The organism is Shouchella sp. JSM 1781072 (assembly GCF_041949915.1).
Taxonomy (GTDB): domain Bacteria; phylum Bacillota; class Bacilli; order Bacillales; family Bacillaceae_D; genus Shouchella.
This window is the reverse complement of the sequence record NZ_JBHFQE010000001.1, coordinates 1,709,127-1,732,866: the sequence shown is the minus strand read 5'-3', so window position 1 is coordinate 1,732,866 and position 23,740 is coordinate 1,709,127. Positions and strand designations below refer to the sequence as shown.

Genomic DNA, 23,740 nt, shown 5'->3' with positions numbered 1-23,740 from the left:
CAAGATGAGATTTCCCATGGCGTAAGCCAGTAAGACCCCTTAGAGATGATGAGGTTGATAGGTCAGAAGTGGAAGTGTGGCGACACATGGAGCGGACTGATACTAATCGGTCGAGGGCTTATCCTAATTTTTCTTGACGTGAGTTTGATTTCTAGATTTAGTTTTGAAAGAATCGATGATTCTTTTCATAGTCTGGTGGCAATAGCAAAGAGGTCACACCCGTTCCCATGCCGAACACGGTCGTTAAGCTCTTTTGCGCCGATGGTAGTTGGGGGCTTCCCCCTGTGAGAGTAGGACGTTGCCAGGCTTACTTAACTAAATTTTCCACAGTAGCTCAGTGGTAGAGCTATCGGCTGTTAACCGATCGGTCGCAGGTTCGAATCCTGCCTGTGGAGCCATAGCTGGAGAGCTGTCCGAGCTGGCCGAAGGAGCACGATTGGAAATCGTGTAGGCGGTGTAAAACCGTCTCGAGGGTTCGAATCCCTCGCTCTCCGCCAGATCTTATTCTTATGAATACATACACGTACTACATTTTCACTGGCCCGTTGGTCAAGCGGTTAAGACACCGCCCTTTCACGGCGGTAACACGGGTTCGAATCCCGTACGGGTCACCATCTTTAATGAACTTGCATATTATATTGGAGGATTAGCTCAGCTGGGAGAGCACCTGCCTTACAAGCAGGGGGTCGGCGGTTCGATCCCGTCATCCTCCACCATTAAGTTTTTCCAATCAGGAAGATGTGTTTCATTACTAATGTACATTATCTAAATCCTTTGTAACGACGCGGGGTGGAGCAGTCTGGTAGCTCGTCGGGCTCATAACCCGAAGGTCGGTGGTTCAAATCCGCCCCCCGCAACCAAAAAATGGTCCGGTAGTTCAGTTGGTTAGAATGCCTGCCTGTCACGCAGGAGGTCGCGGGTTCGAGTCCCGTCCGGACCGCCATTTTTTTAAAAAGCCATACATATGTTTATGGCTCAGTAGCTCAGTTGGTAGAGCAACGGACTGAAAATCCGTGTGTCGGCGGTTCGATTCCGTCCTGAGCCACCACTTACTTTTGCCGGTCTAGCTCAATTGGTAGAGCAACTGACTTGTAATCAGTAGGTTGGGGGTTCAAGTCCTCTGGCCGGCACCACTGAAAAAGTTGTTGACAAAACCAACGGTTTTAGGTAAGATAAGTATTGTCTTTTCAAAGTGGAGGGGTAGCGAAGTGGCTAAACGCGGCGGACTGTAAATCCGCTCCCTCCGGGTTCGGCGGTTCGAATCCGTCCCCCTCCACCATTTTTAAGGGGTATAGTTTAATGGTAAAACGAAGGTCTCCAAAACCTTTGATGTGGGTTCGATTCCTACTACCCCTGCCAATTTTTAAAAATATGGCGATCGTGGCGAAGTGGTTAACGCACCGGATTGTGGTTCCGGCATTCGTGGGTTCGATTCCCATCGGTCGCCCCATTATTGGGCTATAGCCAAGCGGTAAGGCAACGGATTTTGATTCCGTCATTCCCTGGTTCGATCCCAGGTAGCCCAGCCATTTATATGCGGAAGTAGTTCAGTGGTAGAACACCACCTTGCCAAGGTGGGGGTCGCGAGTTCGAATCTCGTCTTCCGCTCTTTATTTTGCCAAGGCGGTATAGCCAAGTGGTAAGGCAGGGGTCTGCAAAACCCTTATCACCGGTTCAAATCCGGTTACCGCCTCCAATAGTTTCATAGAATGAGATGGTCCTTACATACATGCCGGGGTGGTGGAATTGGCAGACACACAGGACTTAAAATCCTGCGATTGGTGACAATCGTGCCGGTTCAAGTCCGGCCCTCGGCACCATTTCTTTGTACAAGCGCCCGTAGCTCAATTGGATAGAGCGTCTGACTACGGATCAGAAGGTTAGGGGTTCGACTCCTCTCGGGCGCGCTTTTAAAAACCAGCTTACATTAAGCTGGTTTTTTGTTTTTTTAATTATTGCTTCTCTATAATATTGCATCTTAAAAGGGATAAAAACATTATTAGGAGAAGCTTCATTCTAATGAAGAGGACGTTACTTGAAAAAGGGTTTTGGCGCATAGTTCTATGATCCTCATTACCAAGCTATAAAGAAGAAGTGCTGTTACTATCGATAGAAAACCCTACAGCAAGAAAAGAATGTCTTTGTTTAACAGGACAAGCACATATAAGAATTAATGAAGAGATTTAGTTAGATAATAAATGAACTAGCAAAGACGGGGGTAATCATGCTGATGGATCTAGTTTTGTTACACTAACTGTGATGAAAATTACTAAGCCTTACTGAAACAGTTAAAGATATGAGCCTATAGTGGACTTTACAAAATATAGATAAAAATTAGAAGAACAGGCCGAGAAGCATCTCCTTTTTGGTAAATGGTTTATTCAATTTCAACATTATGTTCCTCAGCTAATAAACCCAGTTCTTCTCTATACTGAAGAACGATTGAGCTAGCCTCATCTAATAGTTTATTTGCTTGTTCCATATCAGCAAATTCTCCTGACTCTATAAATTGAGCTGTCTGTTCATAACCGTCTAATCGAATCATAGCACCCTCAATATATTGATTATGCAAATTTGTTACCTCAGTGGTATCTGGGTCAACAGCTTCCAGGTCCGTTATAAAATCGCGATAAGGTGCAATAATATTCTCGTTTAAAAAGTTTATTGCTTCGGTATCCTCTAAACCCCCTTGAACCTCGTCAAAGTTTGCCATAATGTCTAATTCAGTTTGGTAAAGCGCATCCATCTCATCAGAATTAAGGTATTGAATAAGGTCATCTTGTACATGATTACTGCATCCAGATATAAATAAAAAACTTAACGTTAATGAACATGTAAAAATAAATCTTTTCATAAAAGCCACCCTTTCTATGTAATGGTAAAATTAAGGTAATTTCTTTTGCAATACCCTTACTTTATAAACACAAAACTTTTGAAAAGCTATTGACGAAGTGAACTATGAATGGTATATTATTATTTGTCGATAAGTTGTTTATGCCGGTGTGGCGGAATTGGCAGACGCGCACGACTCAAAATCGTGTTCCTCTGGAGTGCCGGTTCGACCCCGGCCACCGGTATCGTGAAATGTTGATATTGTAGTACTTAAAGCTGTTTTTCCTTTATGGAGAAGCAGTTTTTTTGTATTCATGGACATTTTTTCAAGCAACGAATTTTACGAGAACTCGGAAAATTGTTGATTAAAAGAAAATTAATGTGTTAGGCTTGAATAACAATAGAAGAGCGTTGTTCAGTAAAAGAGTACGGGATCGGCTAGACATTTAATGAAAGTAGCGTTGTTAGATACAGAGAGGATTACGATTTCTACTTCAGAGTAGATAAAAGCTAAATGCTTTATAAAAGTTTACAGACGTTTGGTGACTCAGTAATAGAAGAAATTTGGTCACGTTAAGGTTTACTAGTCTAACGTATGTAGCCGGCGTCTCAACAGATGTATTTCACATAAAACTATTAAAAAGGGAGTGTCCGGTGTGGCGTTTCTTATCCTCATGATTGGTGTATTTTTAATAATTTCTATTAAAGAAAAGGGAGTTTCTCTCTTTAAGAATAAAGCTTTGGATTTCATACATCTTACTTTTTACGTTTTGACTATAGGTTTATATGTCGTAAACAGCTCATTCGTTCAGTTCGTTCCTACTATACTATTGGTCTACGTATCAATTTTATTAGTGGTTCCAGTGTTCGTTACGTTTTTAAAGTGCAAAGATATCTTGACACATAATAAGAAACAAGAGGGTGGTTAAAACCACGCTCTATTTATGTGTAGGAACTATTATTTGATTAAAAATGAAAAAAGCAGAGGCTTCAGAGATCAAGATAATTCCACTACTTGGGAAGCGCCAGGTGGTCAAGTAGAAATTGGCGAACCGTTAGATGAGGTTTTGTGTAGAGAAGTGCTAGAGGAGACTGGGATTATTATTGCGCCAATTGGAATTACAGGGATTTATTATAATGCAACGGATGCGCTTTTATCAGTCGTGTTTAAAGCTCGTTTTGTTAGCGGCGATATACGTATTCAGCCAGAGGAAATTAAGGAAGCAGCGTTTGTTACGCTCACGAATGATACAATTCATCAATTTATAACGCGACCACATATGCGGTCTCGGACCATTGACTGTATGAATGCTACAAATTTTGTACCGTATGAAACGTGGAAAGTAAGTCCTTTCGAATTATTAAGTCGTTAAGATAACTGATCGCTACATAGAAAGTAGGGAACAAGATGATCGTTTGGTTCAAACATTTGCCTGAAATAAGCATGGATACCGCTGAGTGGAAACCAGTTATAACAAATAGTTGGTTTCGTACACATTTTATGAAGTTTGTTTATACGCTTCAGGTTCTTTTTTTGCTTAGTAGCTATTTCCTTAGTCTTTCCATTCCAACTGTTTACCTCGTATTGATTGCTATCAGCGTTTTTATTGTCCATGAAATCATTCATATCCTTGTTGTGTATAAGAAAGGTGATATTAGTCTTACATTTAGTCAATTCTTTTTCTGGCTGCATACGAATGCTACACTTTCAAAGTCTAGGTTTTGGTGGTTCATGACGTTGCCTTTTATTCTGTTAACGGTCTTACCTCTTATTTTATCTTTTTTTGTACCTTCAGATCTGAGGGGAATTTTTCTATTTATAAGCTGGTTTAATGCAATCGTGTCGGCGTCTGATCTTTTTAATTCTGTATTGATTGCGCTAAAGCCTAGGGGTTCTGAATTTTGCAGGGGGGTTTATCGAGTGCAGCCAACAAAGTGGGCTCGTTAGGATGAATCTTCTTTGCTTTTATCACGCTTGTAAATAGCACGCATCGTTGCCGCTAGGAAGGTAGCAGCTGCAATCGCCACGACTAATGGACAGCCTGTTGTTATGTCGTCAAAAATTAAAAAGAGAAGAATAAGTGCACATGTTGGTCCAAGGGCGTAAAGGAGTCCGTAAACAAATGGGTTTTTCATTTTCATGTCTTCACCTCTAAGAATACCTACCCGACAGAAGAGCTTTCAAACGTTAAAAAAGAAATTTTGTTCAAATATAACGAAAAATTTAAACAATCCGCTTACATATGACGAATGAACTATGATAGACTGCTAATTGTAGGAAATTATACACGTTAGTAAAGCAAGCTGTTTAGGGGGATATTTAGTGAGAAAAGGTATGATTATTCTATCTATCTTTGTAATAATAGGTATCGTAGGTGTTGCAGAATTTTATTTTGGACAAAGTGCTCTAGAACGTTTTTCGGGAACGGATGAAGCTGGAGGAGAGGAAGCAAGTACATCGGCGTTGTCTGAAATGAACGGTGAAGACGATGATTCCGATGAAATTGTGCTGACAGCTTCCGTTGATGAGGAATTACATGATTTGTTTCCCGAAACGATGTCAGAGCGTGATATGCAGGAAGCGATTCATTTTATGACCCATGGACTTGTGGAAGCCGAGAAAAAGTGGGGGAAGGTTCAGCTGACGGAAGAACGAATTGAATGGTTATATAATCTAGCAACAGAGAGAGAGAGTCTGAATTCACGCACGGAGATCGGTACGTAGAACTATTAAGTAGGTGGAACGAAGGCGACTTTAGCCATGCGGTAGAAGACCATAATTTTATTTGGAAGTTATGGGGAGGAACAGTTGGTGAAGCGACTCGCTTATTAACCCCCTCAGAAGTAGAAGCGTATAACGAAGAACACTTTTAAGAGAAAAAGCATAATCTGCGCTAGTCAGATTATGCTTTGTTTTATGATGCAGCAACATCTTCATCGACTGTCGATGTCTTTGCATTATTTGGCAAGGTGATAAATTTGGTCAAGAATGCTCCTACTAAGTGAAGTCCAGCGATTAACCAAATTAAACCAGCAACGCCTATTACATCGAAAAAGATGCCAACAAGAAGGGGACCAACGAACACACATAGTCCTGCTCCTAAGTTTAGGATCGCCATAGCTGCGCCTTTGTCTTCTTTTACGAGTGATGGGACTAGGGCAGAAAGTGGGACATAGCCTGCGATACAAGCGCCCCATAAGATCCCAACGATTTGCATGGCGACTAAATTACCGCCAGTTAGAGCAGGTGTATAAAAGAATAAGACGGTAAACACAGCACAACCGACTCCACCGAACCAGATGACGGTGTTCCGCCAGCCAAACCGGTCTCCGATCATTCCAGATAATAAGTTTACAGCAATGTTTGAAAGAAAAATTGTTCCCCATAGACTAAGCCATGCAGACGTACTAATGCCATATTCGATCGCAAAGTATGTAGGAATAAAGACTGGAAAGGCATATTGACCTGTTTGATTGATAATACGAACAATCCCAGCAATCCCCACTTTCGGTTCTTTCTTTATAATTGTAATCCCTTTCAAAAGTTCCTTTAACTTTGACTCATTTTCTTTTTTCTCAGGACGTATAATCTTGTCTCGGTTAATGACAAGAGCAAAGAAAGCACCTAGTGCAATAAAGAGTAATGCACTCCATAGTGTATTAATGTGACCGAGGTTTTCAATCGCCCAAATGGAGTAATATGCGCCAATGACATTTAGTCCGCCTGTAAAGACAAACCAAAACCAGCCTACAGCTGCACCAAGTTGTTTTTGTGGTGTCCGGTAAGCAATCCAGACGAGAAATCCATATGCGAATAATGGATAACCAAAACCGCGCAGGGCGTATGTAATGAGCATTAACGGATAGTTTAAATTTTCGATTGCGAATCCTACAAAGCCAATTGTACCGATGACATATAATAATACACCGAGAAACATCGTCTTCTTTGCACCTAGTGCTTCAAAAAGGGTGCCAGAAAACCATGAGGAGATGGCAATGGTCACTCCATAGGCTGTAAAGAGGTAGGCTGATTGTTGGACAGTCAATCCTTGTTCAACAAGATAGGGACTAAGCCAGCCAATTTCTAATCCGTCTCCAACCATAAATAACATAACACCGACATACCCCCACACAAGGTGGGAAGGTAAGCCGATTTTGTTTACGAAATTTGACATGTGTGCTCCTCCTTTGGAGTGGATTTGTGCGTTAAGGTTTTAAAATAATCTTTAAAGATTTAGAACCGTTCTTCATAAGTTCAAAGCCTTCTGCAAAATCATCCAAAGCTAGTTGATGCGTCACTACGCCTTCTGTAGGCAAATCTCCATTTGAAATACCGTCAATGACTAGTGGGTAACAATACGGTCCCAAGTGCGAACCAAGAACATCCAGTTCTTTACGATCACTAATAATACTCCAATCAACGGTTACGGGGTCTTTAAACACGCTGAATTCCACAAAGCGACCGAGTTTACGAATCATACTCAATCCTTGTTCAACAGACTTAGGATGCCCGGTTGCTTCAATGTAAACGTCACATCCATATCCTTCTGTCATCTCTTTAATAATGCTAACCACATCATCTTTGGCAGGGTTAAGAACGATATCAGCCCCAAATTTCTTCGCCAGTTCAAGCCTCTCGTCGATCAAGTCAAGAACTACTAGTGTTTTTGCACCAGATTTTTTAGCTGCACCAATCATTCCAAGGCCTAATGTTCCTGCTCCTGAAAGGACAACGGTGTCACCAAGCTCAATTCTACCGCGGTTAACAGCGTGCATACTGCATGCATAAGGCTCAATTAAGATTGCTTTTTCAATAGGAAGTTTATCAGGTACTTTGTAGTTGATCGCTTCTTTTGTAAACTTCATATATTCAGCCATTGAACCGTTTACATTGTTTTGGAAGCCATATAAATCGTGTTTTTCGCACATCCAGTATTGTCCGCGATTGCAGAACCGACATGCCCAACAAGGAACAATTTGCTCAGAGATAATTCGATCACCAATTTCGTAATCTGTGACAGCGTCTCCTTTGGCTACAACATGTCCAATAAACTCATGTCCGGGTATCATCGGTGCTTTTATATAAGCAGGCTGCGTCTCATCTCCCCAAAAACTTGGAGCTCCTTCAAATGCTTTAATATCACCTGCACAAATTCCGGTTGCTTCGACTTTCACAATAATTTCTTTATCGTTTTCTAAGGTCGGAACATCGACTTCTTCTAAGCGATAGTCTTTTGGACCGTAAGCAACAACGGCTTTCATTTTTTCTGCAATTTGGTTACACATAATTGCATTCCTCCATTTTAAGTGAGAATGTCTTTATAACAAAAAGCATGTATATGTAAATCGCATTTTGTTAAAAACTCAGAATAATAACAAATGAAAGTAAAGCAAAAAATACAGTAAGCGTTTTCATTCATTTGTTCCTTAAATCATAACACCATTACAATGGATGTCAATAATTTTTATTGTTTACTTTTGATTATTTTCATATTATGACTTTTTCATATACAATAAGCATAGGTTTCGCAAATATAGTAAACTAATGTAAGGCGTGCAATGTAGATAAAGGTGGGTCACATGATGAATAAAATGTTTATGACGGAACGAAGAGATTCAATAATGACTGCATTAAAAGATAAAAAACGAATCACAGTGAAAGAATTATCTACCGAACTAAAAGTATCTGAAGCAACGTTACGAGCGGATTTGAATGAATTAGAAAAGCTAGGGAAGTTAGAGCGTACGCATGGAGGGGCAATCTTATTAGAAGATCTACCTCCAGTAAGTGAAGTGGAGACAAGCTTTACGTATCGTCAAGCACAAAACACAGTAGAAAAAACGCTCCTTGCACAAGAAGCGAGCAAATTTTTAAGCGATGGCGACTGTATTTTGCTAGACGCAAGCTCAACCGCACTAGAACTTGCAAAGATCTTAAACAACATGTCGTTACGATTAACGGTTGTTACGAGCGGTATTTACACGGCTTTAGAACTTCGAGATCATGATTCCATAACGGTAATCTTATTAGGCGGTGTTCTAAGAAAAAATTCAAGTTCATTAGAAGGCGTTCTTGGTATATCTATCTTGGACCAAATCAATGTGGATTACTTTTTCACATCAGCAAATGGATTCTCACTACATGCTGGATTAACGGACTTTAATGTGTATGAAGTAGAGCTGAAAAAGAAAATGGTCGAAAAAGTTCACAAAGTCGTTGCGCTTATCGATGCAACAAAAATAGGGAAAACATCCATCTCAACGTTTGCAGAGATAAGGAATATCTCTTCAATCATCACAAATAAAGACATTACAGGTGAATTAAAAACGGTTTTAGAACGCGAAAAGGTAGACATTATCAATGTTAAATGATCATAAACGATAATAAACAAAAGTAAACGATTGACAAACTGAACGCAATTGTGTGAAAATGAACCCAAGAATTTGAAAGGGGTTACAATGTATGAAGATTGCAATTGGCTCAGACCACAATGCGTTCGAATTAAAAGAAGAATTAAAACAATTTATGATAAATAACGGGTTTAATGTTGAGGATTATGGCTGTTATTCATGTGAAGCGGTTGATTATCCAGATGTTTCTTTTCGAGTTGCTGATGATATTAAAAGCGGGAAGGTCGATAGAGGTGTGCTTGTATGTGGTACAGGGATTGGTGTCGCAATCGCAGCAGGAAAAGTCCCAGGAATTCGAGCTGCTTTGTGCCATGATACTTACTCTGCAGAAAGAGCACAATTAAGTAATAATGCGCAAATTATTACCATGGGCGCAAAAATTATTGGACCTGAGGTAGCAAAAAAAGTGTTAGAGGTATATTTAAACGTTCAGTTTGAAGGTGGCGCGTCAGCTCGAAAAATTCAACAGATTACCGATCAAGAAGACATCTATATTCAGCAAGAAAGCAGGTCATAGATATGAAAAAACTCGTAAACGATCCAGATTATGTTGTCGACGAAATGATAGAAGGCTATGTAAAAGCATTCCCACAGCAGATTGCCCGTGTAGGAAAAAGCGGCAGAGCGCTCGTATCAAAAGCAGCGTTAGATACGGAAGGGAAAGTTGGCGTCGTTATAGGAGGGGGTTCAGGTCATGAGCCTGCTTTTATGGGCTATATTGGTGAAGGGATGGCTGACGGTGTAGCCGTTGGGAATATTTTTGCTTCTCCGCCGCCACAACCAATTTTGGAAGCAACAGAAGCGATAAATAAAGATGCTGGAATGATTTACATCTATGGGAATTATGCTGGAGATATTATGAACTTTGGAATGGCATCTGATTTAGCCGACCTTGAGCATGATATTCATGTACACTCTATTGTTGTGCGCGACGATGTGGCCTCCGCTCCAGCAAGTGAAAAGCATAAGCGCAGAGGAATTGCGGGTGAATTTTTTATTACAAAAGTAGCTGGCGCTGCTTCTGCAAAGGGAGACTCTGTAGAAGAAGTCGTTCGCAAAACAACAAAAGCAAATGAATGGGTTCGAAGTATGGGCGTTGGTTTATCTCCATGTTCATTGCCACAGACTGGGCAACCTAGTTTTCATTTAGAAGACAATGAGATGGAGATTGGCTTAGGTCATCACGGTGAACCGGGGATTGAAAAAGGGCCTTTAGCGACAGCTGATGAAGTGACTGACCGTCTTGTCAACGATATTTTAGCGGATGTGGAATTAAAGAAAAACGACGAAGTAGCGGTCTTAATAAACGGGTTAGGTTCAACGACGCATATGGAATTGTATATTATGTTCCGTCGTGTGGAGCAACGTTTAAGTGAACGTGGGATTCACATCTTTAAAAGTTATGTCGGGAATTATAGTACGTCACTTGAAATGGGTGGAAGTTCCATTACGATTATGAAAGTAGATGAAGAGTTAAAAGAATGTATGCAGGCACCAGCAAATTGCCCAATGTATGCTCAAGTTTAACTAGAGGAGTGATGAAAAATGAAAGCGATTGATTTTAAAAATGCGCTCATCGCCATGCAAGAACGAATGGTACAAGAACGCGATTATCTATGTGAACTTGACCGTCAATTAGGCGATGGTGACCACGGTGTCACAATGGTCATTGGTTGGAAGGCGATTGGAAAGCAAGTGGTGGAACTAACTAATGAGACTGACATTAGCGTTATTTGTAAAGAAGTGGCGATGACATTCCTTAATGCAGTTGGTTCATCTGTTGGACCTTTGTACGCAACGGGATTCTTACAGGCTGGAAAAGGGTTGAAGGGAGTAGAGGAGCTCTCCCTAACAGATGTAAAATCGTTCTGGATTGCTTTCTCAGAAGGGATTGAATATCGTGGTGGTGCAAAAATTGGCGATAAAACGATGGTGGATACGTTAGCACCCCTAGCAGCATTTTTACGGGATTCGGAGAAAGACTTTGATATGGATGGTGCGCTTGCTGCGGCAAGAGAAGGAATGGAGTTGACGAAGCAGATGCATTCAAACGTAGGTCGTTCTAGCCGTTTAGGTGATCGTTCAGTTGGGGCAATTGATCCTGGTGCTGCTTCTGCATTCTTTTTATTCGAGACGTTCTGTGAGTCAATTCGTGCACTAGAAAAAGTATAAAGGTGTGATGAAATGAGAGACCTTGTTTTTTCGATGGCCAATGTAACAGAAGTGGCTGCTGTATCGTCGTATCCTTGGATTGGGAAAGGGAATAAGATAGAGGCTGATCGAGCCAGCACGGAAGCAATGCGTCAAGCGTTGAACAAAATCTCCTTTAATGGGCGTATCGCGATCGGAGAAGGGGAAATGGATCAAGCGCCGATGTTATTTATTGGCGAAAAAGTAGGAACCGGTCAAGGGGAATGCATTGATCTTGCTGTTGATCCATTAGATGGCACGACTCCTTTTTCAAAAGGGCAAGGCGACTGTATAGCGGTACTGGCTGGAGCCCCAAGCGGAAAACTGCTTCATGCGCCTGATATGTACATGAAAAAAATTGCCGTTGGTCCTGAAGCAAAAGGACAAATTCATTTAGATGCTCCAATTGAAGACAACATTAGAGCCGTTGCCAAAGCCAAACAGAAGTCACTCCATGATGTAACCGTTATTGTACAGGATCGACATCGGCATACTGACTTGGTTGAGCGAGCACGAGCAATAGGTGCAAAAGTCAAATTGTTTCAAGAAGTCGATGTGACGGCTGCTTTAGCGCCATGTTTACCGCGATTACATGTAGACTTGTTTATTGGTACAGGTGGTGCACCCGAAGGCGTCGTTGCGGCAGCTGCCATTCGCTCTTTAGAAGGAGACTTTCAAGGGCGTTTACTACCGGAGAATAACGAGGAGTTTGCTCGTTGTAAACGAATGGGGCTTGAAAATCCGACGCAACTTTTACAGCTTGATGATTTAGTCGCTTCAGATGATTGTTTCTTCGTGGCAACAGGGGTCACAGATGGGTTACTTGTAAATGGCGTTAGTCCAGCGCAAGGTGATCAACTGCTAACGGAAACGTTTATGGTGGATGGCGTTCATAAAAGCATTCGCATTTTACAAACAACACATTCGCCAAAGCGATTGAGCCATACGTGAACATTCTTGCTTCCCCAGACGAGCGCCTGCTTGATCTGGGGTTTTTTTTGAATCTTTTTTTAAGCCGTTTCGTAAAATAGAACATACGGAGGGGTTGAAATGGACTTTTATATTAAACAACGAATCTTTTCTTTTCGGGATCAGTTTACGGTTTTCAATGGTGAAAAGAGCCCGGTCTATAAAGTGGACGGGAAGTTTTTTTCAATTGGTAATCAATTGGCGATCACAACAACAGAAGGAACGCCAGTCTTGCAGATTAAACAACAGGTGATGTCGTTTATGCCTCGTTATGCAATTTTGAACGAAGAAAAAGAATTATGTGTGGTGGCGAAAAAAATGAGTTTTTTTCGAGCTCGTTATCAAATTGAACCACTTAATTGGTCGATTGAAGGAAGTTTGTTTGATCATCATTATGCTGTCAAAGATGGAAACAACGAAATTATGTCGGTTGAGAAGCAATGGTTAAGTTGGGGGGATACGTATCATCTTCATGTTCAAGATCCTAAGCATGAAACGATTAGTATTGCGCTAATGATTGTTCTCGATATGGTTCATCACCAAAATAAAAATAACAACTAAATTCCTTAGATGATAAGTAAAACAAATCAATTGCACTCATTTTTTTGAGCGTTACCTATGACGTATCTTTCGCTATACTTAGTTCATAGGAGGCGATCAGATTGCGTGCTGTTACGTTAGATAAGAAAGGTGAAGTCATTGTTTCAGAGAATGTAAAACCTGAGCCTGGAGCGAGGGAAGTAAGAATAAGAGTCGTAATGTCGAGCTTGAATTTTGCTGACTTAAAACAAATCAGGTCAGGTTCGAAAGCTGTATTAGGGTTGGATTGTGTAGGGATCGTTGAGAAAGTTGGCGACAAGGTATCTAAAGTGAAGACAGGCGATCGCGTCATGGCATTTCCTTTTACAAGTGGACATGCAGAGTTTGCGATTGCGACGGAGGCTCTTGTGTTTCCGATTTCAGCTGAGATTGGGTGGGAACAGGCTGCCGCGGCACCGATTGTAACCTTTCTTAGTTATTTTTTAACGCAAAAAATTCATAAGCTTCTCCCGGAAGATACAATGATTGTTCATGCTGCTTCAGGCGGGGTAGGGACAACGATCATTCAATTAGCAAAAAATTTAGGCGTACAAACGATTATTGGTACGGTAGGGAATCTCAGCAAAGCAGCTGCTGTTTATAACGCAGGAGCGACTCATGTATTTACGTATAATGCGTTTAAAGAAGAGACGCTACATGTGACAAATAATGTTGGTGTTTCAGTTGTTTTTGATAGTGTTGCTGGTCAAGTTACGCAAGATAGTTTAGATGTCCTCGCTCGTTTTGGAACACTGATTCAATTTGACAATGCGAGCGGCCAACGAAGTGTATTTACAAATGTGGATGTACATAAAAGCTGTCGAACAATAAAAGGATTTAGCTTCGGAACGACCCGTAAGTACCGACCAAATGTAGTAGAAGAAATCGCCGCTGATGTACTAAATTTACTAGAAAAGAGAGAGTTAGTACTAGCGACAGATAAAACCTTTTTATTAGCAGATGCTCAAGAAGCGTATGCGTATGTAAAAAGTCGACACCATACAGGAAAAGTTTTGTTAAAAATAAGTGAATTAGGGAAATGAAAAAAGTACAACAACGAATATCGTTGTTGTACTTGTGATTAGGAAATATTACTCATTCAGAGCTTGTTCTAATGTCTCGACATTGCTTCTCATTAAGGAGAAATAGTCTTCATCGTTCTCTTTATCTATTTCTGTTAGCGATTCAAGTGGATGGATTTGCAGTGCTTCAGCGTCTAAATGATCTTGAACAATTTCAGATACCCGTGGCGTAATGTTTGGTTCAAATAAAACGTAATGTAAGCCCAGTTCTTGCGCTTTTTCAACCGTTTGAATAAGCTCTGTTTGCGATGGTTCACTTGTTGGTGAAATTCCAGCAATACCGATTTGGTTTAATCCATAGCGCTGCTCCCAATACCCATAGCCGGCATGTGAGACAATAAATGTATCGTGTGTAGCTGTTTCAACTGTATTAACGAATGCTTCATCTAATTCATGGAATTGCGCTTCAAGTGCTTGAAAATTTTCATTAAAATAGTCTTCTTGTTCAGGCATTAGTTCAGTGAGTGTGTCTCTTATACTTTGGGCGATTTCAATGGAACGAATCGGGTCTAACCAGACATGGGGATCATAATCTCCATGATTATGGTCATGGTCATCATGATCGTCAATGATAATTTGAACAGTATCACTTGTTGCACTCACTTCTTCGTTTTCGTCATATTGGACCGCTTGAACATGTAGACCATTATGATTGGTTGTGAAAGAATACTCATTAGTAGGCTCTTCTGTCACTCGATCCCAATTTTCGTTATCCGTACTTGTGTACCAATACCAATCCCCTTCATCATCGACAGTTAATGTAGCACTATCGTCACTATGGTAATGGTCTTGAATTCCGTTTATTTGCACATCTCCTTCATTAACAAGTGGAGAAATGTCATGCTCATCGCCATGCTCGTGGTCATGATCACTAGGGATTAAGTGGGTTTGTGCACTACCTTCTAAAATGTGAACATCTTGGTTTTCAATAGCAGATAAAATGCTATCAGCAAAAGGTTCAAGTTCTGCGCCGTTATAAATAAAGATGTCGGCATCAGCGACTTCAATCATTTCTTGAGGGGTCGGTTCATATGTGTGAGCGTCTGCTCCTGCAGGGACGATGTTTTCAACATCAACATAATCTCCTCCAATCGCAGTCGTCCAATCTTGATAAGGAAAAATAGATGTTTTTATAAGTAATTGTTCTGTATGGTCATCAGTTCCTTGGTCGTTGCCACATGCAGCAAGCATTGCTGTAACAGATAGACTAACTGTTAGTAATAATGTTTTCTTCATCTTGCGCTCCTAACCGTAAGAATTACGTTTTGTGTAATCCACTGCATTATATCGTAATCGTTCTTATTTGTGAAGGGGTAAGCTCGAATGATTTGCATGGGAGGTGTAATAGTTGGAAAGAGTCATTGCACATCGCGGGTTTTCTAGCCTTTATCCTGAAAATACGCTGAAGGCTTTTGAAGAAGCGATAAAATGTGGGTGTCGAACGATTGAATTCGATGTGCACTTAAGTTCTGACAATATCCCGGTTGTTATACATGATGAAAAAGTCAATCGAGTAACGAATGGGTCTGGTTATGTAAAGGATTTAAGTGTAAAAGCATTAAAAGAATTAAGCGTGTTTGAAACTGGAAAAATTCCAACGTTGCACGAGACGCTCTTGTTCTTAAAGGGAAGAGCCAAGCCAATTATTGAATTAAAAGGCCTATCGACTAATCAACATTTAGAAAAAAAAGTTCTAGAGAGCTTAAATAAAGTAGGCATGATGAAAGAAGCACAACTCATTTCGTTTGATCTGGAGAAAATTGATTTCGTACGAGAATTGTGTTCAGACGTTCAATTAGGCTATATACAACGTCGACCGACACATGCAATTTTTTCAAGAATGAAGCAAAATCAAGTTGGGGTGCTTACGATAAATTATCGCTTTTTTACCAATCGTTTTGCAAAAAGATGTGCCCAAGAAGGTGTGCGATTAGTTGTGTATCATTTAACAAAAACTAGACAAATAAAAAGATGTTTACGTTATGAGCACGTTTCAGTCACAATTAAAGCGCTTGATAAAGGAGGGGCGTTCGTTTAAAACAACCAAAGTCCGGGTAGGAAGTACTATAGACAAAAGTATGTTGTGGAGGGCTATACATTGAAAAAAATGACGTGGTTACTCGTTGCGCCAGCTAGCACACTGATGCTTGTGGCATGTGGCGGAGACGAAACTGGTGGAGAAGCTGGAACGGAAGACGCGAATACGAATGAAGAGGTTCAAGAAAACGAATCCCTTTCAATTGAAGAAGTGTTGCAACGGACTGAGGATGCAATGAATGACGTTAATAGTTTTAGAACTGAAATGGACATGACCTACGATGTAGAGGCTGACGGTGAAGATGGAAATGAATCGATGCAGGTTGGATTAAATACGATGATTGATGCAATCGCCGATCCCCTTGCATTTGAAATGAGTACAACGATATCTGCCTCAGAGCTTGGCGTTGATATAGGAATGGATCAGTATTTTGTCGATGGAAACTTTTATATGCAAAGTCCATTAGGTGGAGAATGGATGAGTATGGACATTAGCGACGAAATGGAAATGGAAGAGGAGCTTCAAGTTGATGAGCAAGAGCAACTACAAATGTTGCGCGACATGATGGACCAAATTGAGATGACGGAAGAAGACAACACCTACGTGATTTCAATGGAAGGAAATAACGAAGAGGTTCAAGAGCTTATTTATTGGTATATGGATATGGGAGGTCAAAATGAAATGGCTCTCCCTCAAGAAGAGCTTGAGATGATGATGGAAAACATGGAGATTGAAAATATGAGTTATTCTCTTGTTATCGACCAAGAGACTTTCCGTCAACAATCAGTAGTTATGAATGTAGACATGATGATGGAGGAAGATGGCGAATCGATGAGTTTCACAATGGATATAGACGGGACCTATTCCATGTATAATGAAATTGATTCCATTGATATTCCTGATGAAGTTATCGAGAATTCCGTTGATCTTGGGGAAGAATTTGGTGACTTTAACATTGATGAAACAGATGATATGTAGAGCTCGATACTAATAGGAAAAGACGATTGATTCTATAAAAGATCAATCGTCTTTTTTAATAAGCAGGGGACTAAAGCAATCTCAACGTTTGTTTCGAATTATGATTCGCTTTGTGATGAATTTCCATCGTGGTACGTGACAGTTACTGGAGAGTATTCGCCAATAACGGTTTGACCATGAACGGAAACACTTCCTTCATTCGTAAGGTCTTTTTCCGTCATAATTCCTAATGCAATGGTAAACTGATTTAATTTAACAGGGATTTGTGTTTCTCTTCTCACTTCATGGCCATTTACATAGAAAATCGCTTCATCATTTTTTCGGTCATAGATAATTTTATAACGATTGAAGTCCTGTGGTTTAAAGTGTTCCTGCGCTTCTTTAAATAAGCAAAAGTATTTCGTTTTACCGGTATCTGGAACATTAACGCCTGGGAAAGGTAGAATTCCATAAACAGATGAATATTGATCGTCTGTAGCAAAGAAATCTAGTGCAGCTCCAGTTGTGAAATCAAGAAGATTAAACGAAACATAGCCATCATAAAGATCTCCTGGCGTTGTGTCCTTTGTACGAGCTTTAATGTCGAGCTCTATTTCAATTTGACCTTCCTCTGGGACTACAACAGGTTCAGCAGAGTAATACATATGCTTGGCATTATCTAAAATTTGAATTGAGTCATGCTGGTTTGATAAAGGTGCACGCACGTAAAGAATTCCGTTGCGAACAATGACGACTGCTTCAGGTTCTCTATAGCTCCAAAATGAGCCGTCCGGAAGTGGGAACCCGCCAATTTTCCATGTTTCTTCGCTTGATAAAATGGTGTCGAAGTTACCTAATATTTTTTTCATTTCGTGTCACACTCCTATATCGTTAAATAAATCCGTTAAGTAATAGAGATACAATAATGATTAAGCCAGTACGAATCGTTGCTTTCAAGGAAGCACCCATTAATTGACCGTACACAGGACTAGGGTTTGTTTCTGCTAACGATTGATACGTTTTTGCGAATGGAATGGCTGCGATTAAGGCAAGGTTTGCATACCAAGGCAGTACACCAATAAGACTCAAAATCGGAATTGATGTAAATGCGAGAACGGCCAACGTTTTTGAAAAGCGAAGTCCGCCTTGCTCTCCCCATACGACGACTAACGTTTTCTTACCAGCCGCTTGATCTGCGCGCCAGTGTAGAAAATGATGGTTAAATAAAATAAGTGTTGTTAATAGCCCAATTGGAATGGAGAGTAGAAACGCATCAATGGGTAAAGATTGCGTCATAACAAAATAACTTCCTGTTATGGGTAACACACCAAAAGCGAGAAAAATGGCGATTTCGCTGTAGCCTTTTCCGCGATAACCAAATTTTAAAGGAGGAGCAACATAGAAATAGGCAATTAATCCGCCAGCTAAGGCAAATAAAAGCAACTCCCACCCACGAAATAGGGCTAAAAGGATACCAGCAGCAAAAGCGATTGCGAACAAGCTCCATGTGACAAATGCGAATGTCGAAATAGAAACTTTCTTGTTTGCGAGCAAGCGAGAATTTGTAGAGATGGACTCTTCTGATTGCTCTGCTTTCTCATCAACGCCATTACGGAAATCCCAAAGGTCATTAATCATATTTGAAAATAAATGCGCAGCGAGTGCGCCGACTAATGTAAGGATAAAATAGAAAGGATAAAAGGTTTGCTCCCAAGCGAATGCCGCAACAGAACCAATTACGACAGGTAAAATCATAACAGGTAGTACGCGTGCTCTAGCAGCTTTTAACCAAAACTTAAGGGTTTGTATAGTGTTCACCTCCAACGAACAGACCGACAAGCAGTCCAATGTAGACTATACACTTTAGCGATTCATTTCACAATGAAATACGCTTGCAGATTAGTGGTTTGGAAAAACTTACTGTTGTGCTATGCTAGTAGTAGAAGAAATCGCTTTATTTTTTAGAAAGTAGGAGAAAACATGGAACATACAGATATGGTTATCCAACGAAAAAAATTGCCTGTTTTTCTACGGTTAGGAAAAATAGTGATGGCCCTCCTCGGTTTAACTGGTGTTGTTATTGGAATTATGGTTGCAGCCACACAATCTGGAAGTATGGTACAAGCGTTCTTAATCTTAATGGTCTCAATATTGAGCTTAGGAATTTCCTTATTACGTGTTCAAACGGTTACTTGTCCACATTGTGAAGCGACGTCAACGATCCATACATTAACAATCGATTTTGAGTGTCGCCGTTGTTTAAAACCAACTGCAATTAAATGGAAGAAATGAAAAATCGGTGTATGTAACCGGTTTTTCTTTTTTTAGAAACATTTTCTGCAAAAAAAGCCTTTCTATTTACGGAGTTCTTCTTTATAATGTACCCATTAGGAATTAGGAAATACGAATAATATATGCTACTCGTATAATAGCGGTAATACGGTCCGCGAGTCTCTACCAGACTGCCATTTAACGGTCTGACTACGGGTGATCATTTTTTGCGCGCTTTTTTTAATGTTGAGAAGCCGAAAGATCACTCGGTTAAACCGTTTATCTTTCGGCTTTTTTATATTTTAGGAGGGTGAAACATGAAACAATTACAAGATGCCATTATTGAACGAGGAACCGTACTATCTACAGGAGTCCTTAAAGTAGATCAATTTCTTAATCATCAAGTCGACACTCAGTTAATGACTGAAATTGGGTTAGAATTTGCTCGTTTATTTCAAGATGAACAGGTAACAAAGGTTATTACGATTGAGTCTTCCGGAATTGCGCCTAGTTTTATGTGTGCGCATCAATTACAAACGCCGTTAATTTTCGCACGTAAGAAAAAATCGGTCACAATGAATCAAGCCAATGTCTATTCCAGTCGCGTCTATTCCTTTACCAAACAGGAATATTCCGAGGTGACGGTTTCTAAAGATTTAATTGAAGAAGGGGATCGGGTTTTACTGATTGACGATTTTCTCGCAAATGGAGAAGCGGCGTCAGGCCTAATCAATATTGTTGAACAAGCTGGTGCTTCAGTCGTAGGTGTCGGTATTGTGATAGAAAAATCGTTCCAAAATGGACGAAAAAAGCTTGAAGAAAGAGGACTACGGATTGAATCTCTCGCACGTATTGCTTCACTTGAACAGTCTACTGTGACGTTCGTAGAAGAGCCAGTTGCACAAAACAACTAACGAAGGGTGAGAGACAACGTGAATCAAGTACATTATCCATTATTTAAAAGACAAGATATCGATGCGTTTTTTGCACTCTTTCAGAACAATTTAGCAAATTTTGTTGTCATCACCGTGTCGCTTTTAGCGATGGGCTTTTCAACCGATCTTGTCTTCGGTCGAATCATACCTGGTGTTGCAGTCGCTGTCATTGCAGGAAATGTCTATTACGCCCATATGGCAAAGCGGTTAGCGCAGAAGGAAAATCGTACAGATGTGACAGCCTTATCCTATGGTGTATCCACACCTGTTATGTTTGTCTTTTTGTTTGGTGTGACAGCGCCAGCTTTAGCGTTAACAAACGATCATGAATTAGCATGGAAAATTGCGGTCGCTGCTGCATTTTTATCAGGTCTTGTAGAGGCACTTGTCGCATTCTTTGGAAACTGGGTTCGAAAACATACGCCAAGACCTGCGCTATTAGGAGCTTTGGCCGGTGTTGCGTTTACCTTTGTTGCTGGAGAAATGTTGTTTTCTGTTTTTGAAATTCCGATTATTGGTCTTGTAGCCATGGCGGTAATTTTACTAGGGTTTGTGGCGAAAGTTGCGTTGCCGTTTAACATTCCAGCCTCTTTATTTGCCATTATTGTTGGTGTCGCTTTGGCCTTTGTCCTTGGTTACCAAACTAGTAGTGATGTAACAGAAGCGTTAAGCAACGTCGGCTTTTATCCATTTTTACCAACCCTTGCCGCTTTTGAAGGGATGACGTATCTCTTTGGTGCACTGATCGGGTTATTAGGGATTTTAATTCCGATTACGATTTATAATGCGATTGAAACAATGAATAATGTGGATGCGATGTCAGCTGCTGGGGATTCTTATGATGTTCGAGAGTGTCAAGCAGTAGATGGAATAGGTGCTATGCTTGGTGCTTGTTTTGGCGGCATGTTCCCGACAACGGTTTATATTGCAACTGTGGGAGCCAAACAGCTAGGTGCTGGTCGTGGCTATAGTCTTTTAAATGCTGGGGTTTTCGCCCTTGCTTCCATTACTGGTTTGATTGGTGCCTTTTCGGCATTAATTCCAATGGCTGCGGTTGCCCCAATTCTAGTCTTTGTAGGGATGTCAATGATCGGAAGTACGTTTGCAAACAATGCAAAGCGTTACTATCCAGCCATTGCTTTAGCGATGCTTCCTTATATTGCGAACTATATGATGACACGCTTTAACAATCAAGCACCTGATGTTGTCGCAGGCATTTCTGAAGGAATTGTCCCACTTGGACAAGGTGCCATGTTTACAGCGATTATTTTAGGCGCTATCACCGTCTTTTTAATTGACAAAGACTTCTATAAAGCAGGGATCTTTTCAGCGATTGGTGCGCTTCTCTCCTTCTTTGGTTTTATGCACGCCCCTTCGTTAGCAGTAAATGCTGCGTTTGATTATACAATCGGCTATCTGTTAATCGGTCTTTTCTTTGTTTACATTGGATATCGAGAATCAAAGAAGGTAACTGTAGAGGTCGATCAAAAAATAGAAAACGTTGCGTAACGAAAAACCCATTTGAGGATACTCAAATGGGTTTATTTCGTTTTGTATAATCTTTATTTTCTATGAGTGTTTCAATCGTAACAATAAGAAATGCCAGTGCCGCTTGTGTAACAACGGGAATCGTTATCGATGTAAACAATCGTTCAAGGAAATGAATAAGCGGAAAAATAAACACAAACTGGATTGTAATTTCGCATACTTTTTGTAGCGAATAGCGTTTTACCTTAGGCACAACGGTATAAATGAGGCTCTTCGTTATCATTTCGATGATTACACCACTTACAAGAAATAGAATGACGAACCAGGCTAAAGACCAAAGCGACCGATATTCTATTCCCAAAAGGTAAAACAGACTAATCATGCCAAAATAGTACAGGACAAATATAAATCCGAGTACAACAATTAGGAGCAAAGCAATTCCTATCACTGTTTGAAGGGATGGTTTCCGCATAAATCAGACCTTCTTTTGTTCAAAGATTATTCTGCTAGACGCAATTCGTTCGTAATTTCAATCGAACGACTCGAAATGGTTGACGCACTAACGTTATATTTTTCAGCTAATGCTTTTTGTGTAACGGAAAGCGGTGCAAATTCTTGTAGCGCATATTCCATTGCAGCTGCAAATGCTTCAGGCTTACGAATATTTACTTTTTTAGCTGAAGTAAACGCATGCCATTTTTCTAAAGCGAGTTGTTCAATTTCCGGTGGATGTTGGTCTTTTTTCAAGCCACTTAAAAGAATATCGGCCGTTTCTTTTACTTGTTCAGATGACCATTCAAAATCGTCGGCAACTTTCACGACAGGCGTATTCTCCGCAAGTAACGACGAAAGAAGCTGGGGCCATTTAGAGGTAAAGCTGTCTCCTTCAGAAGCTGAACGGAATGCATCAATTTTGTTTTTAATGTCCGTTGTTTTAGCAGGCACATGGCTAATGACTGGGCCGACAAAGCTCATAGCATGTTCCCCATTGGCCGGAAAACCAATAATTGTTGAGCCAGGCTCGACTGTGTCTTTATGTTCGTCAGGAATGATGTGAGTTAAGCGTTCATTCGTGAATAAATGGAGGCTTTCACATTGATCTTCATTTACGGATACTACTTCAAGAACAGCAGGTTTTGTTCCTTTCCAGCTTTCTATAATAGTAGCTGTTTGTGGACGTTTAATTTTTCTTAACTTGCTTTCAAGAAATGTATCGTATATGGTTTGCCCGTCTGCTTCAATAGGCTTGTGGAAAATAAGCCATACAAGCAGCATACTTGAAAGGGTCTCGGTAACACTTTCTTCAACGTCTGGGTAAACATGGTGGTAACTTTGCACCCAGTTTGTTAATTCCTTTTGGTAGCGGGTAAATGCAGTATAAAGCATTTCCGTTTCTAACTGATGAAGCTCTTGAGAGACAATTGCTTTTGATTCTGCTTTTTGCATGCAACATTTTTTATATTTTTTCCCACTGCCACATAGACAAGGATCGTTTCTCTTTATCATAGATGTTCCTCCTTACGTCAACTTTCTTAGTTTAACAGATTTGCGCCATAAAAGCAGGGTTTACAGCCGTTAATTTTGTTGTTGAGTCGTTAAGTAAATGAAAATGGATCTTTTGTATGAATTATGTTTTGACAGTTTTCAGTCTTTATGCTAAATTAATTGAATACTCATACATAAGAAAACACTCTTTATATTGAGAAGTGGAGGGACTGGCCCGACGAAGCTTCAGCAACCTTTCCGATTGGAAAAGGTGCTAATTCCAGCAAAGGGAACTTTGGCAGATAAGGGGGATGCGATACGATCGCATAAACCCTTTTCATTGAAAAGGGTTTTTTAATTTCATATGTGAAACGAAACGGTGTAGTGTCCAACTACTTAATAGGGGAACTTGGTGAAAATCCAAGACGGTCCCGCCACTGTGACGCACGTATGTGCGAAGTCAGATTGCCTGCCGAATCGTTCTGCTTAGCTCTACGCGGATC

Annotated in this window: 24 protein-coding genes, 17 tRNA genes, 2 rRNA genes, 1 pseudogene and 3 riboswitches; of the genes and pseudogenes, 35 read left to right on the top strand and 9 right to left on the bottom strand. The window is 40.5% G+C overall.

Annotated elements, in window-relative coordinates; translation table 11 throughout:
- The 18 genes from ACE1TH_RS09310 to ACE1TH_RS09225 all read left to right on the top strand — a co-directional run.
- Positions 1–126: ribosomal RNA gene (locus tag ACE1TH_RS09310) — 23S ribosomal RNA — on the top strand; the annotation flags it as partial.
- 65 nt (positions 127–191) lie between these two features.
- A 5S ribosomal RNA gene (gene rrf, locus ACE1TH_RS09305) occupies positions 192–307 on the top strand.
- A gap of 16 nt (positions 308–323) precedes the next feature.
- Positions 324–398, top strand: a tRNA-Asn gene (locus ACE1TH_RS09300).
- 5 nt (positions 399–403) lie between these two features.
- Positions 404–497: transfer RNA gene (locus tag ACE1TH_RS09295), tRNA-Ser, on the top strand.
- Positions 498–539: 42 nt separating this feature from the next.
- A tRNA-Glu gene (locus tag ACE1TH_RS09290) sits at positions 540–614 on the top strand.
- 26 nt (positions 615–640) lie between these two features.
- Positions 641–716: transfer RNA gene (locus tag ACE1TH_RS09285), tRNA-Val, on the top strand.
- Between the two features lie 67 nt (positions 717–783).
- A tRNA-Met gene (locus ACE1TH_RS09280) sits at positions 784–860 on the top strand.
- Between the two features lie 6 nt (positions 861–866).
- Positions 867–943: transfer RNA gene (locus ACE1TH_RS09275), tRNA-Asp, on the top strand.
- A 29-nt stretch (positions 944–972) separates the two neighbouring features.
- Positions 973–1,048: transfer RNA gene (locus ACE1TH_RS09270), tRNA-Phe, on the top strand.
- 9 nt (positions 1,049–1,057) lie between these two features.
- A tRNA-Thr gene (locus ACE1TH_RS09265) sits at positions 1,058–1,133 on the top strand.
- A gap of 61 nt (positions 1,134–1,194) precedes the next feature.
- Positions 1,195–1,279: transfer RNA gene (locus ACE1TH_RS09260), tRNA-Tyr, on the top strand.
- Positions 1,280–1,285: 6 nt separating this feature from the next.
- Positions 1,286–1,359: transfer RNA gene (locus ACE1TH_RS09255), tRNA-Trp, on the top strand.
- 15 nt (positions 1,360–1,374) lie between these two features.
- A tRNA-His gene (locus ACE1TH_RS09250) sits at positions 1,375–1,450 on the top strand.
- Between the two features lie 4 nt (positions 1,451–1,454).
- Positions 1,455–1,529: transfer RNA gene (locus tag ACE1TH_RS09245), tRNA-Gln, on the top strand.
- A 7-nt stretch (positions 1,530–1,536) separates the two neighbouring features.
- Positions 1,537–1,608: transfer RNA gene (locus ACE1TH_RS09240), tRNA-Gly, on the top strand.
- 14 nt (positions 1,609–1,622) lie between these two features.
- Positions 1,623–1,696 (top strand) — tRNA-Cys (locus ACE1TH_RS09235).
- A 35-nt stretch (positions 1,697–1,731) separates the two neighbouring features.
- Positions 1,732–1,820, top strand: a tRNA-Leu gene (locus ACE1TH_RS09230).
- Positions 1,821–1,833: 13 nt separating this feature from the next.
- Positions 1,834–1,907 (top strand) — tRNA-Arg (locus ACE1TH_RS09225).
- 470 nt (positions 1,908–2,377) lie between these two features.
- Here the strand turns inward: ACE1TH_RS09225 and ACE1TH_RS09220 are convergent.
- Positions 2,378–2,854 (bottom strand): hypothetical protein, encoded by a 477-nt coding sequence (locus ACE1TH_RS09220; RefSeq protein WP_099300193.1) that lies wholly within the window; start codon positions 2,852–2,854, stop codon positions 2,378–2,380.
- 142 nt (positions 2,855–2,996) lie between these two features.
- Between ACE1TH_RS09220 and ACE1TH_RS09215 the strand changes: the two genes are divergently transcribed.
- The 3 genes from ACE1TH_RS09215 (at position 2,997) to ACE1TH_RS09205 (ending at position 4,780) form a co-directional block, all read left to right on the top strand.
- Positions 2,997–3,077 (top strand) — tRNA-Leu (locus ACE1TH_RS09215).
- Positions 3,078–3,794: 717 nt separating this feature from the next.
- The gene (locus ACE1TH_RS09210; protein WP_375078778.1) at positions 3,795–4,205 is read left to right on the top strand and encodes an NUDIX domain-containing protein; all 411 of its coding nucleotides are present in this window, start codon (positions 3,795–3,797) and stop codon (positions 4,203–4,205) included.
- A 35-nt stretch (positions 4,206–4,240) separates the two neighbouring features.
- Positions 4,241–4,780: a DUF3267 domain-containing protein gene (locus ACE1TH_RS09205; RefSeq protein ID WP_375078777.1), complete on the top strand. Its 540-nt coding sequence runs from the start codon at positions 4,241–4,243 to the stop codon at positions 4,778–4,780.
- Here the strand turns inward: ACE1TH_RS09205 and ACE1TH_RS09200 are convergent.
- Entirely contained in the window at positions 4,777–4,974 is a 198-nt protein-coding gene (locus tag ACE1TH_RS09200; protein WP_375078776.1) for a hypothetical protein, read from the bottom strand. The two genes, ACE1TH_RS09205 and ACE1TH_RS09200, sit on opposite strands and share 4 nt — an antisense overlap.
- Positions 4,975–5,155: 181 nt before the next feature.
- Here ACE1TH_RS09200 and ACE1TH_RS09195 point away from each other — a divergent pair, with 181 nt between their 5' ends.
- The gene (locus tag ACE1TH_RS09195; RefSeq protein WP_375078775.1) at positions 5,156–5,557 is read left to right on the top strand and encodes a DUF6241 domain-containing protein; all 402 of its coding nucleotides are present in this window, start codon (positions 5,156–5,158) and stop codon (positions 5,555–5,557) included.
- Between the two features lie 38 nt (positions 5,558–5,595).
- A pseudogene (locus ACE1TH_RS09190) lies at positions 5,596–5,706 on the top strand (DUF6241 domain-containing protein); the annotation flags it as partial.
- 41 nt (positions 5,707–5,747) lie between these two features.
- On the opposite strand, the gene ACE1TH_RS09185 reads toward ACE1TH_RS09190, so the two are convergent.
- Positions 5,748–7,007 carry an MFS transporter gene (locus ACE1TH_RS09185; protein WP_099300203.1) on the bottom strand — a complete coding sequence of 420 codons (1,260 nt, stop codon included), beginning with the start codon at positions 7,005–7,007 and terminating at the stop codon, positions 5,748–5,750.
- 31 nt (positions 7,008–7,038) lie between these two features.
- Positions 7,039–8,118: an MDR/zinc-dependent alcohol dehydrogenase-like family protein gene (locus tag ACE1TH_RS09180; protein WP_375078774.1), complete on the bottom strand. Its 1,080-nt coding sequence runs from the start codon at positions 8,116–8,118 to the stop codon at positions 7,039–7,041.
- A gap of 294 nt (positions 8,119–8,412) precedes the next feature.
- Here ACE1TH_RS09180 and ACE1TH_RS09175 point away from each other — a divergent pair, with 294 nt between their 5' ends.
- The 7 genes from ACE1TH_RS09175 (at position 8,413) to ACE1TH_RS09145 (ending at position 14,024) form a co-directional block, all read left to right on the top strand.
- Positions 8,413–9,204, top strand: a complete 792-nt coding sequence (locus ACE1TH_RS09175; protein ID WP_306345931.1) for a DeoR/GlpR family DNA-binding transcription regulator — start codon at positions 8,413–8,415, stop codon at positions 9,202–9,204.
- Between the two features lie 91 nt (positions 9,205–9,295).
- A complete protein-coding gene (gene rpiB, locus ACE1TH_RS09170; protein ID WP_375078773.1) occupies positions 9,296–9,760 on the top strand; it encodes a ribose 5-phosphate isomerase B in 465 nt (154 codons plus the stop codon).
- 2 nt (positions 9,761–9,762) lie between these two features.
- Entirely contained in the window at positions 9,763–10,770 is a 1,008-nt protein-coding gene (locus ACE1TH_RS09165; RefSeq protein ID WP_099300206.1) for a dihydroxyacetone kinase subunit DhaK, read from the top strand.
- An 18-nt stretch (positions 10,771–10,788) separates the two neighbouring features.
- Positions 10,789–11,415 (top strand): dihydroxyacetone kinase subunit DhaL, encoded by a 627-nt coding sequence (gene dhaL / locus ACE1TH_RS09160; RefSeq protein ID WP_375078772.1) that lies wholly within the window; start codon positions 10,789–10,791, stop codon positions 11,413–11,415.
- Positions 11,416–11,427: 12 nt separating this feature from the next.
- Positions 11,428–12,384, top strand: coding sequence for a class II fructose-bisphosphatase (gene glpX, locus ACE1TH_RS09155; RefSeq protein ID WP_375078771.1), 957 nt, complete (start codon positions 11,428–11,430; stop codon positions 12,382–12,384).
- A gap of 99 nt (positions 12,385–12,483) precedes the next feature.
- Positions 12,484–12,963, top strand: coding sequence for an LURP-one-related/scramblase family protein (locus tag ACE1TH_RS09150; protein WP_099300209.1), 480 nt, complete (start codon positions 12,484–12,486; stop codon positions 12,961–12,963).
- A gap of 101 nt (positions 12,964–13,064) precedes the next feature.
- Positions 13,065–14,024, top strand: coding sequence for a quinone oxidoreductase family protein (locus ACE1TH_RS09145; protein WP_375078770.1), 960 nt, complete (start codon positions 13,065–13,067; stop codon positions 14,022–14,024).
- A gap of 48 nt (positions 14,025–14,072) precedes the next feature.
- Here ACE1TH_RS09145 and ACE1TH_RS09140 read toward each other — a convergent pair whose 3' ends face one another.
- Entirely contained in the window at positions 14,073–15,299 is a 1,227-nt protein-coding gene (locus ACE1TH_RS09140) for a metal ABC transporter solute-binding protein, Zn/Mn family (protein WP_141556738.1), read from the bottom strand.
- 112 nt (positions 15,300–15,411) lie between these two features.
- Here ACE1TH_RS09140 and ACE1TH_RS09135 point away from each other — a divergent pair, with 112 nt between their 5' ends.
- Both ACE1TH_RS09135 and ACE1TH_RS09130 read left to right on the top strand, forming a co-directional pair.
- Positions 15,412–16,101 carry a glycerophosphodiester phosphodiesterase gene (locus ACE1TH_RS09135; protein WP_375078769.1) on the top strand — a complete coding sequence of 230 codons (690 nt, stop codon included), beginning with the start codon at positions 15,412–15,414 and terminating at the stop codon, positions 16,099–16,101.
- Between the two features lie 69 nt (positions 16,102–16,170).
- Entirely contained in the window at positions 16,171–17,079 is a 909-nt protein-coding gene (locus ACE1TH_RS09130; RefSeq protein WP_375078806.1) for a DUF6612 family protein, read from the top strand.
- A 98-nt stretch (positions 17,080–17,177) separates the two neighbouring features.
- Here the strand turns inward: ACE1TH_RS09130 and ACE1TH_RS09125 are convergent, their stop codons facing one another.
- The gene (locus ACE1TH_RS09125) at positions 17,178–17,927 is read right to left on the bottom strand and encodes a DUF6081 family protein (protein ID WP_375078768.1); all 750 of its coding nucleotides are present in this window, start codon (positions 17,925–17,927) and stop codon (positions 17,178–17,180) included.
- A gap of 22 nt (positions 17,928–17,949) precedes the next feature.
- A complete protein-coding gene (locus ACE1TH_RS09120; protein WP_375078767.1) occupies positions 17,950–18,876 on the bottom strand; it encodes a prenyltransferase in 927 nt (308 codons plus the stop codon).
- 162 nt (positions 18,877–19,038) lie between these two features.
- Here ACE1TH_RS09120 and ACE1TH_RS09115 point away from each other — a divergent pair, with 162 nt between their 5' ends.
- From ACE1TH_RS09115 to ACE1TH_RS09105, 3 genes are all read left to right on the top strand, one after another.
- Complete coding sequence (locus ACE1TH_RS09115) at positions 19,039–19,350, top strand: hypothetical protein (RefSeq protein ID WP_375078766.1); 312 nt, start codon at positions 19,039–19,041, stop codon at positions 19,348–19,350.
- A 109-nt stretch (positions 19,351–19,459) separates the two neighbouring features.
- Positions 19,460–19,562: riboswitch (purine riboswitch) on the top strand.
- 84 nt (positions 19,563–19,646) lie between these two features.
- Positions 19,647–20,243: a xanthine phosphoribosyltransferase gene (locus ACE1TH_RS09110; RefSeq protein ID WP_099300217.1), complete on the top strand. Its 597-nt coding sequence runs from the start codon at positions 19,647–19,649 to the stop codon at positions 20,241–20,243.
- Positions 20,244–20,261: 18 nt separating this feature from the next.
- Positions 20,262–21,773, top strand: coding sequence for a uracil permease (locus tag ACE1TH_RS09105; RefSeq protein WP_099300218.1), 1,512 nt, complete (start codon positions 20,262–20,264; stop codon positions 21,771–21,773).
- Positions 21,774–21,795: 22 nt separating this feature from the next.
- Here the strand turns inward: ACE1TH_RS09105 and ACE1TH_RS09100 are convergent, their stop codons facing one another.
- Positions 21,796–22,224 carry a YrvL family regulatory protein gene (locus tag ACE1TH_RS09100; protein ID WP_375078765.1) on the bottom strand — a complete coding sequence of 143 codons (429 nt, stop codon included), beginning with the start codon at positions 22,222–22,224 and terminating at the stop codon, positions 21,796–21,798.
- 26 nt (positions 22,225–22,250) lie between these two features.
- Complete coding sequence (locus ACE1TH_RS09095; protein WP_375078764.1) at positions 22,251–23,258, bottom strand: SEC-C domain-containing protein; 1,008 nt, start codon at positions 23,256–23,258, stop codon at positions 22,251–22,253.
- Between the two features lie 185 nt (positions 23,259–23,443).
- Positions 23,444–23,546: riboswitch (SAM riboswitch) on the top strand.
- A 51-nt stretch (positions 23,547–23,597) separates the two neighbouring features.
- Positions 23,598–23,728, top strand: a riboswitch (cobalamin riboswitch).
- The last annotated feature ends 12 nt before the right edge of the window (positions 23,729–23,740 follow it).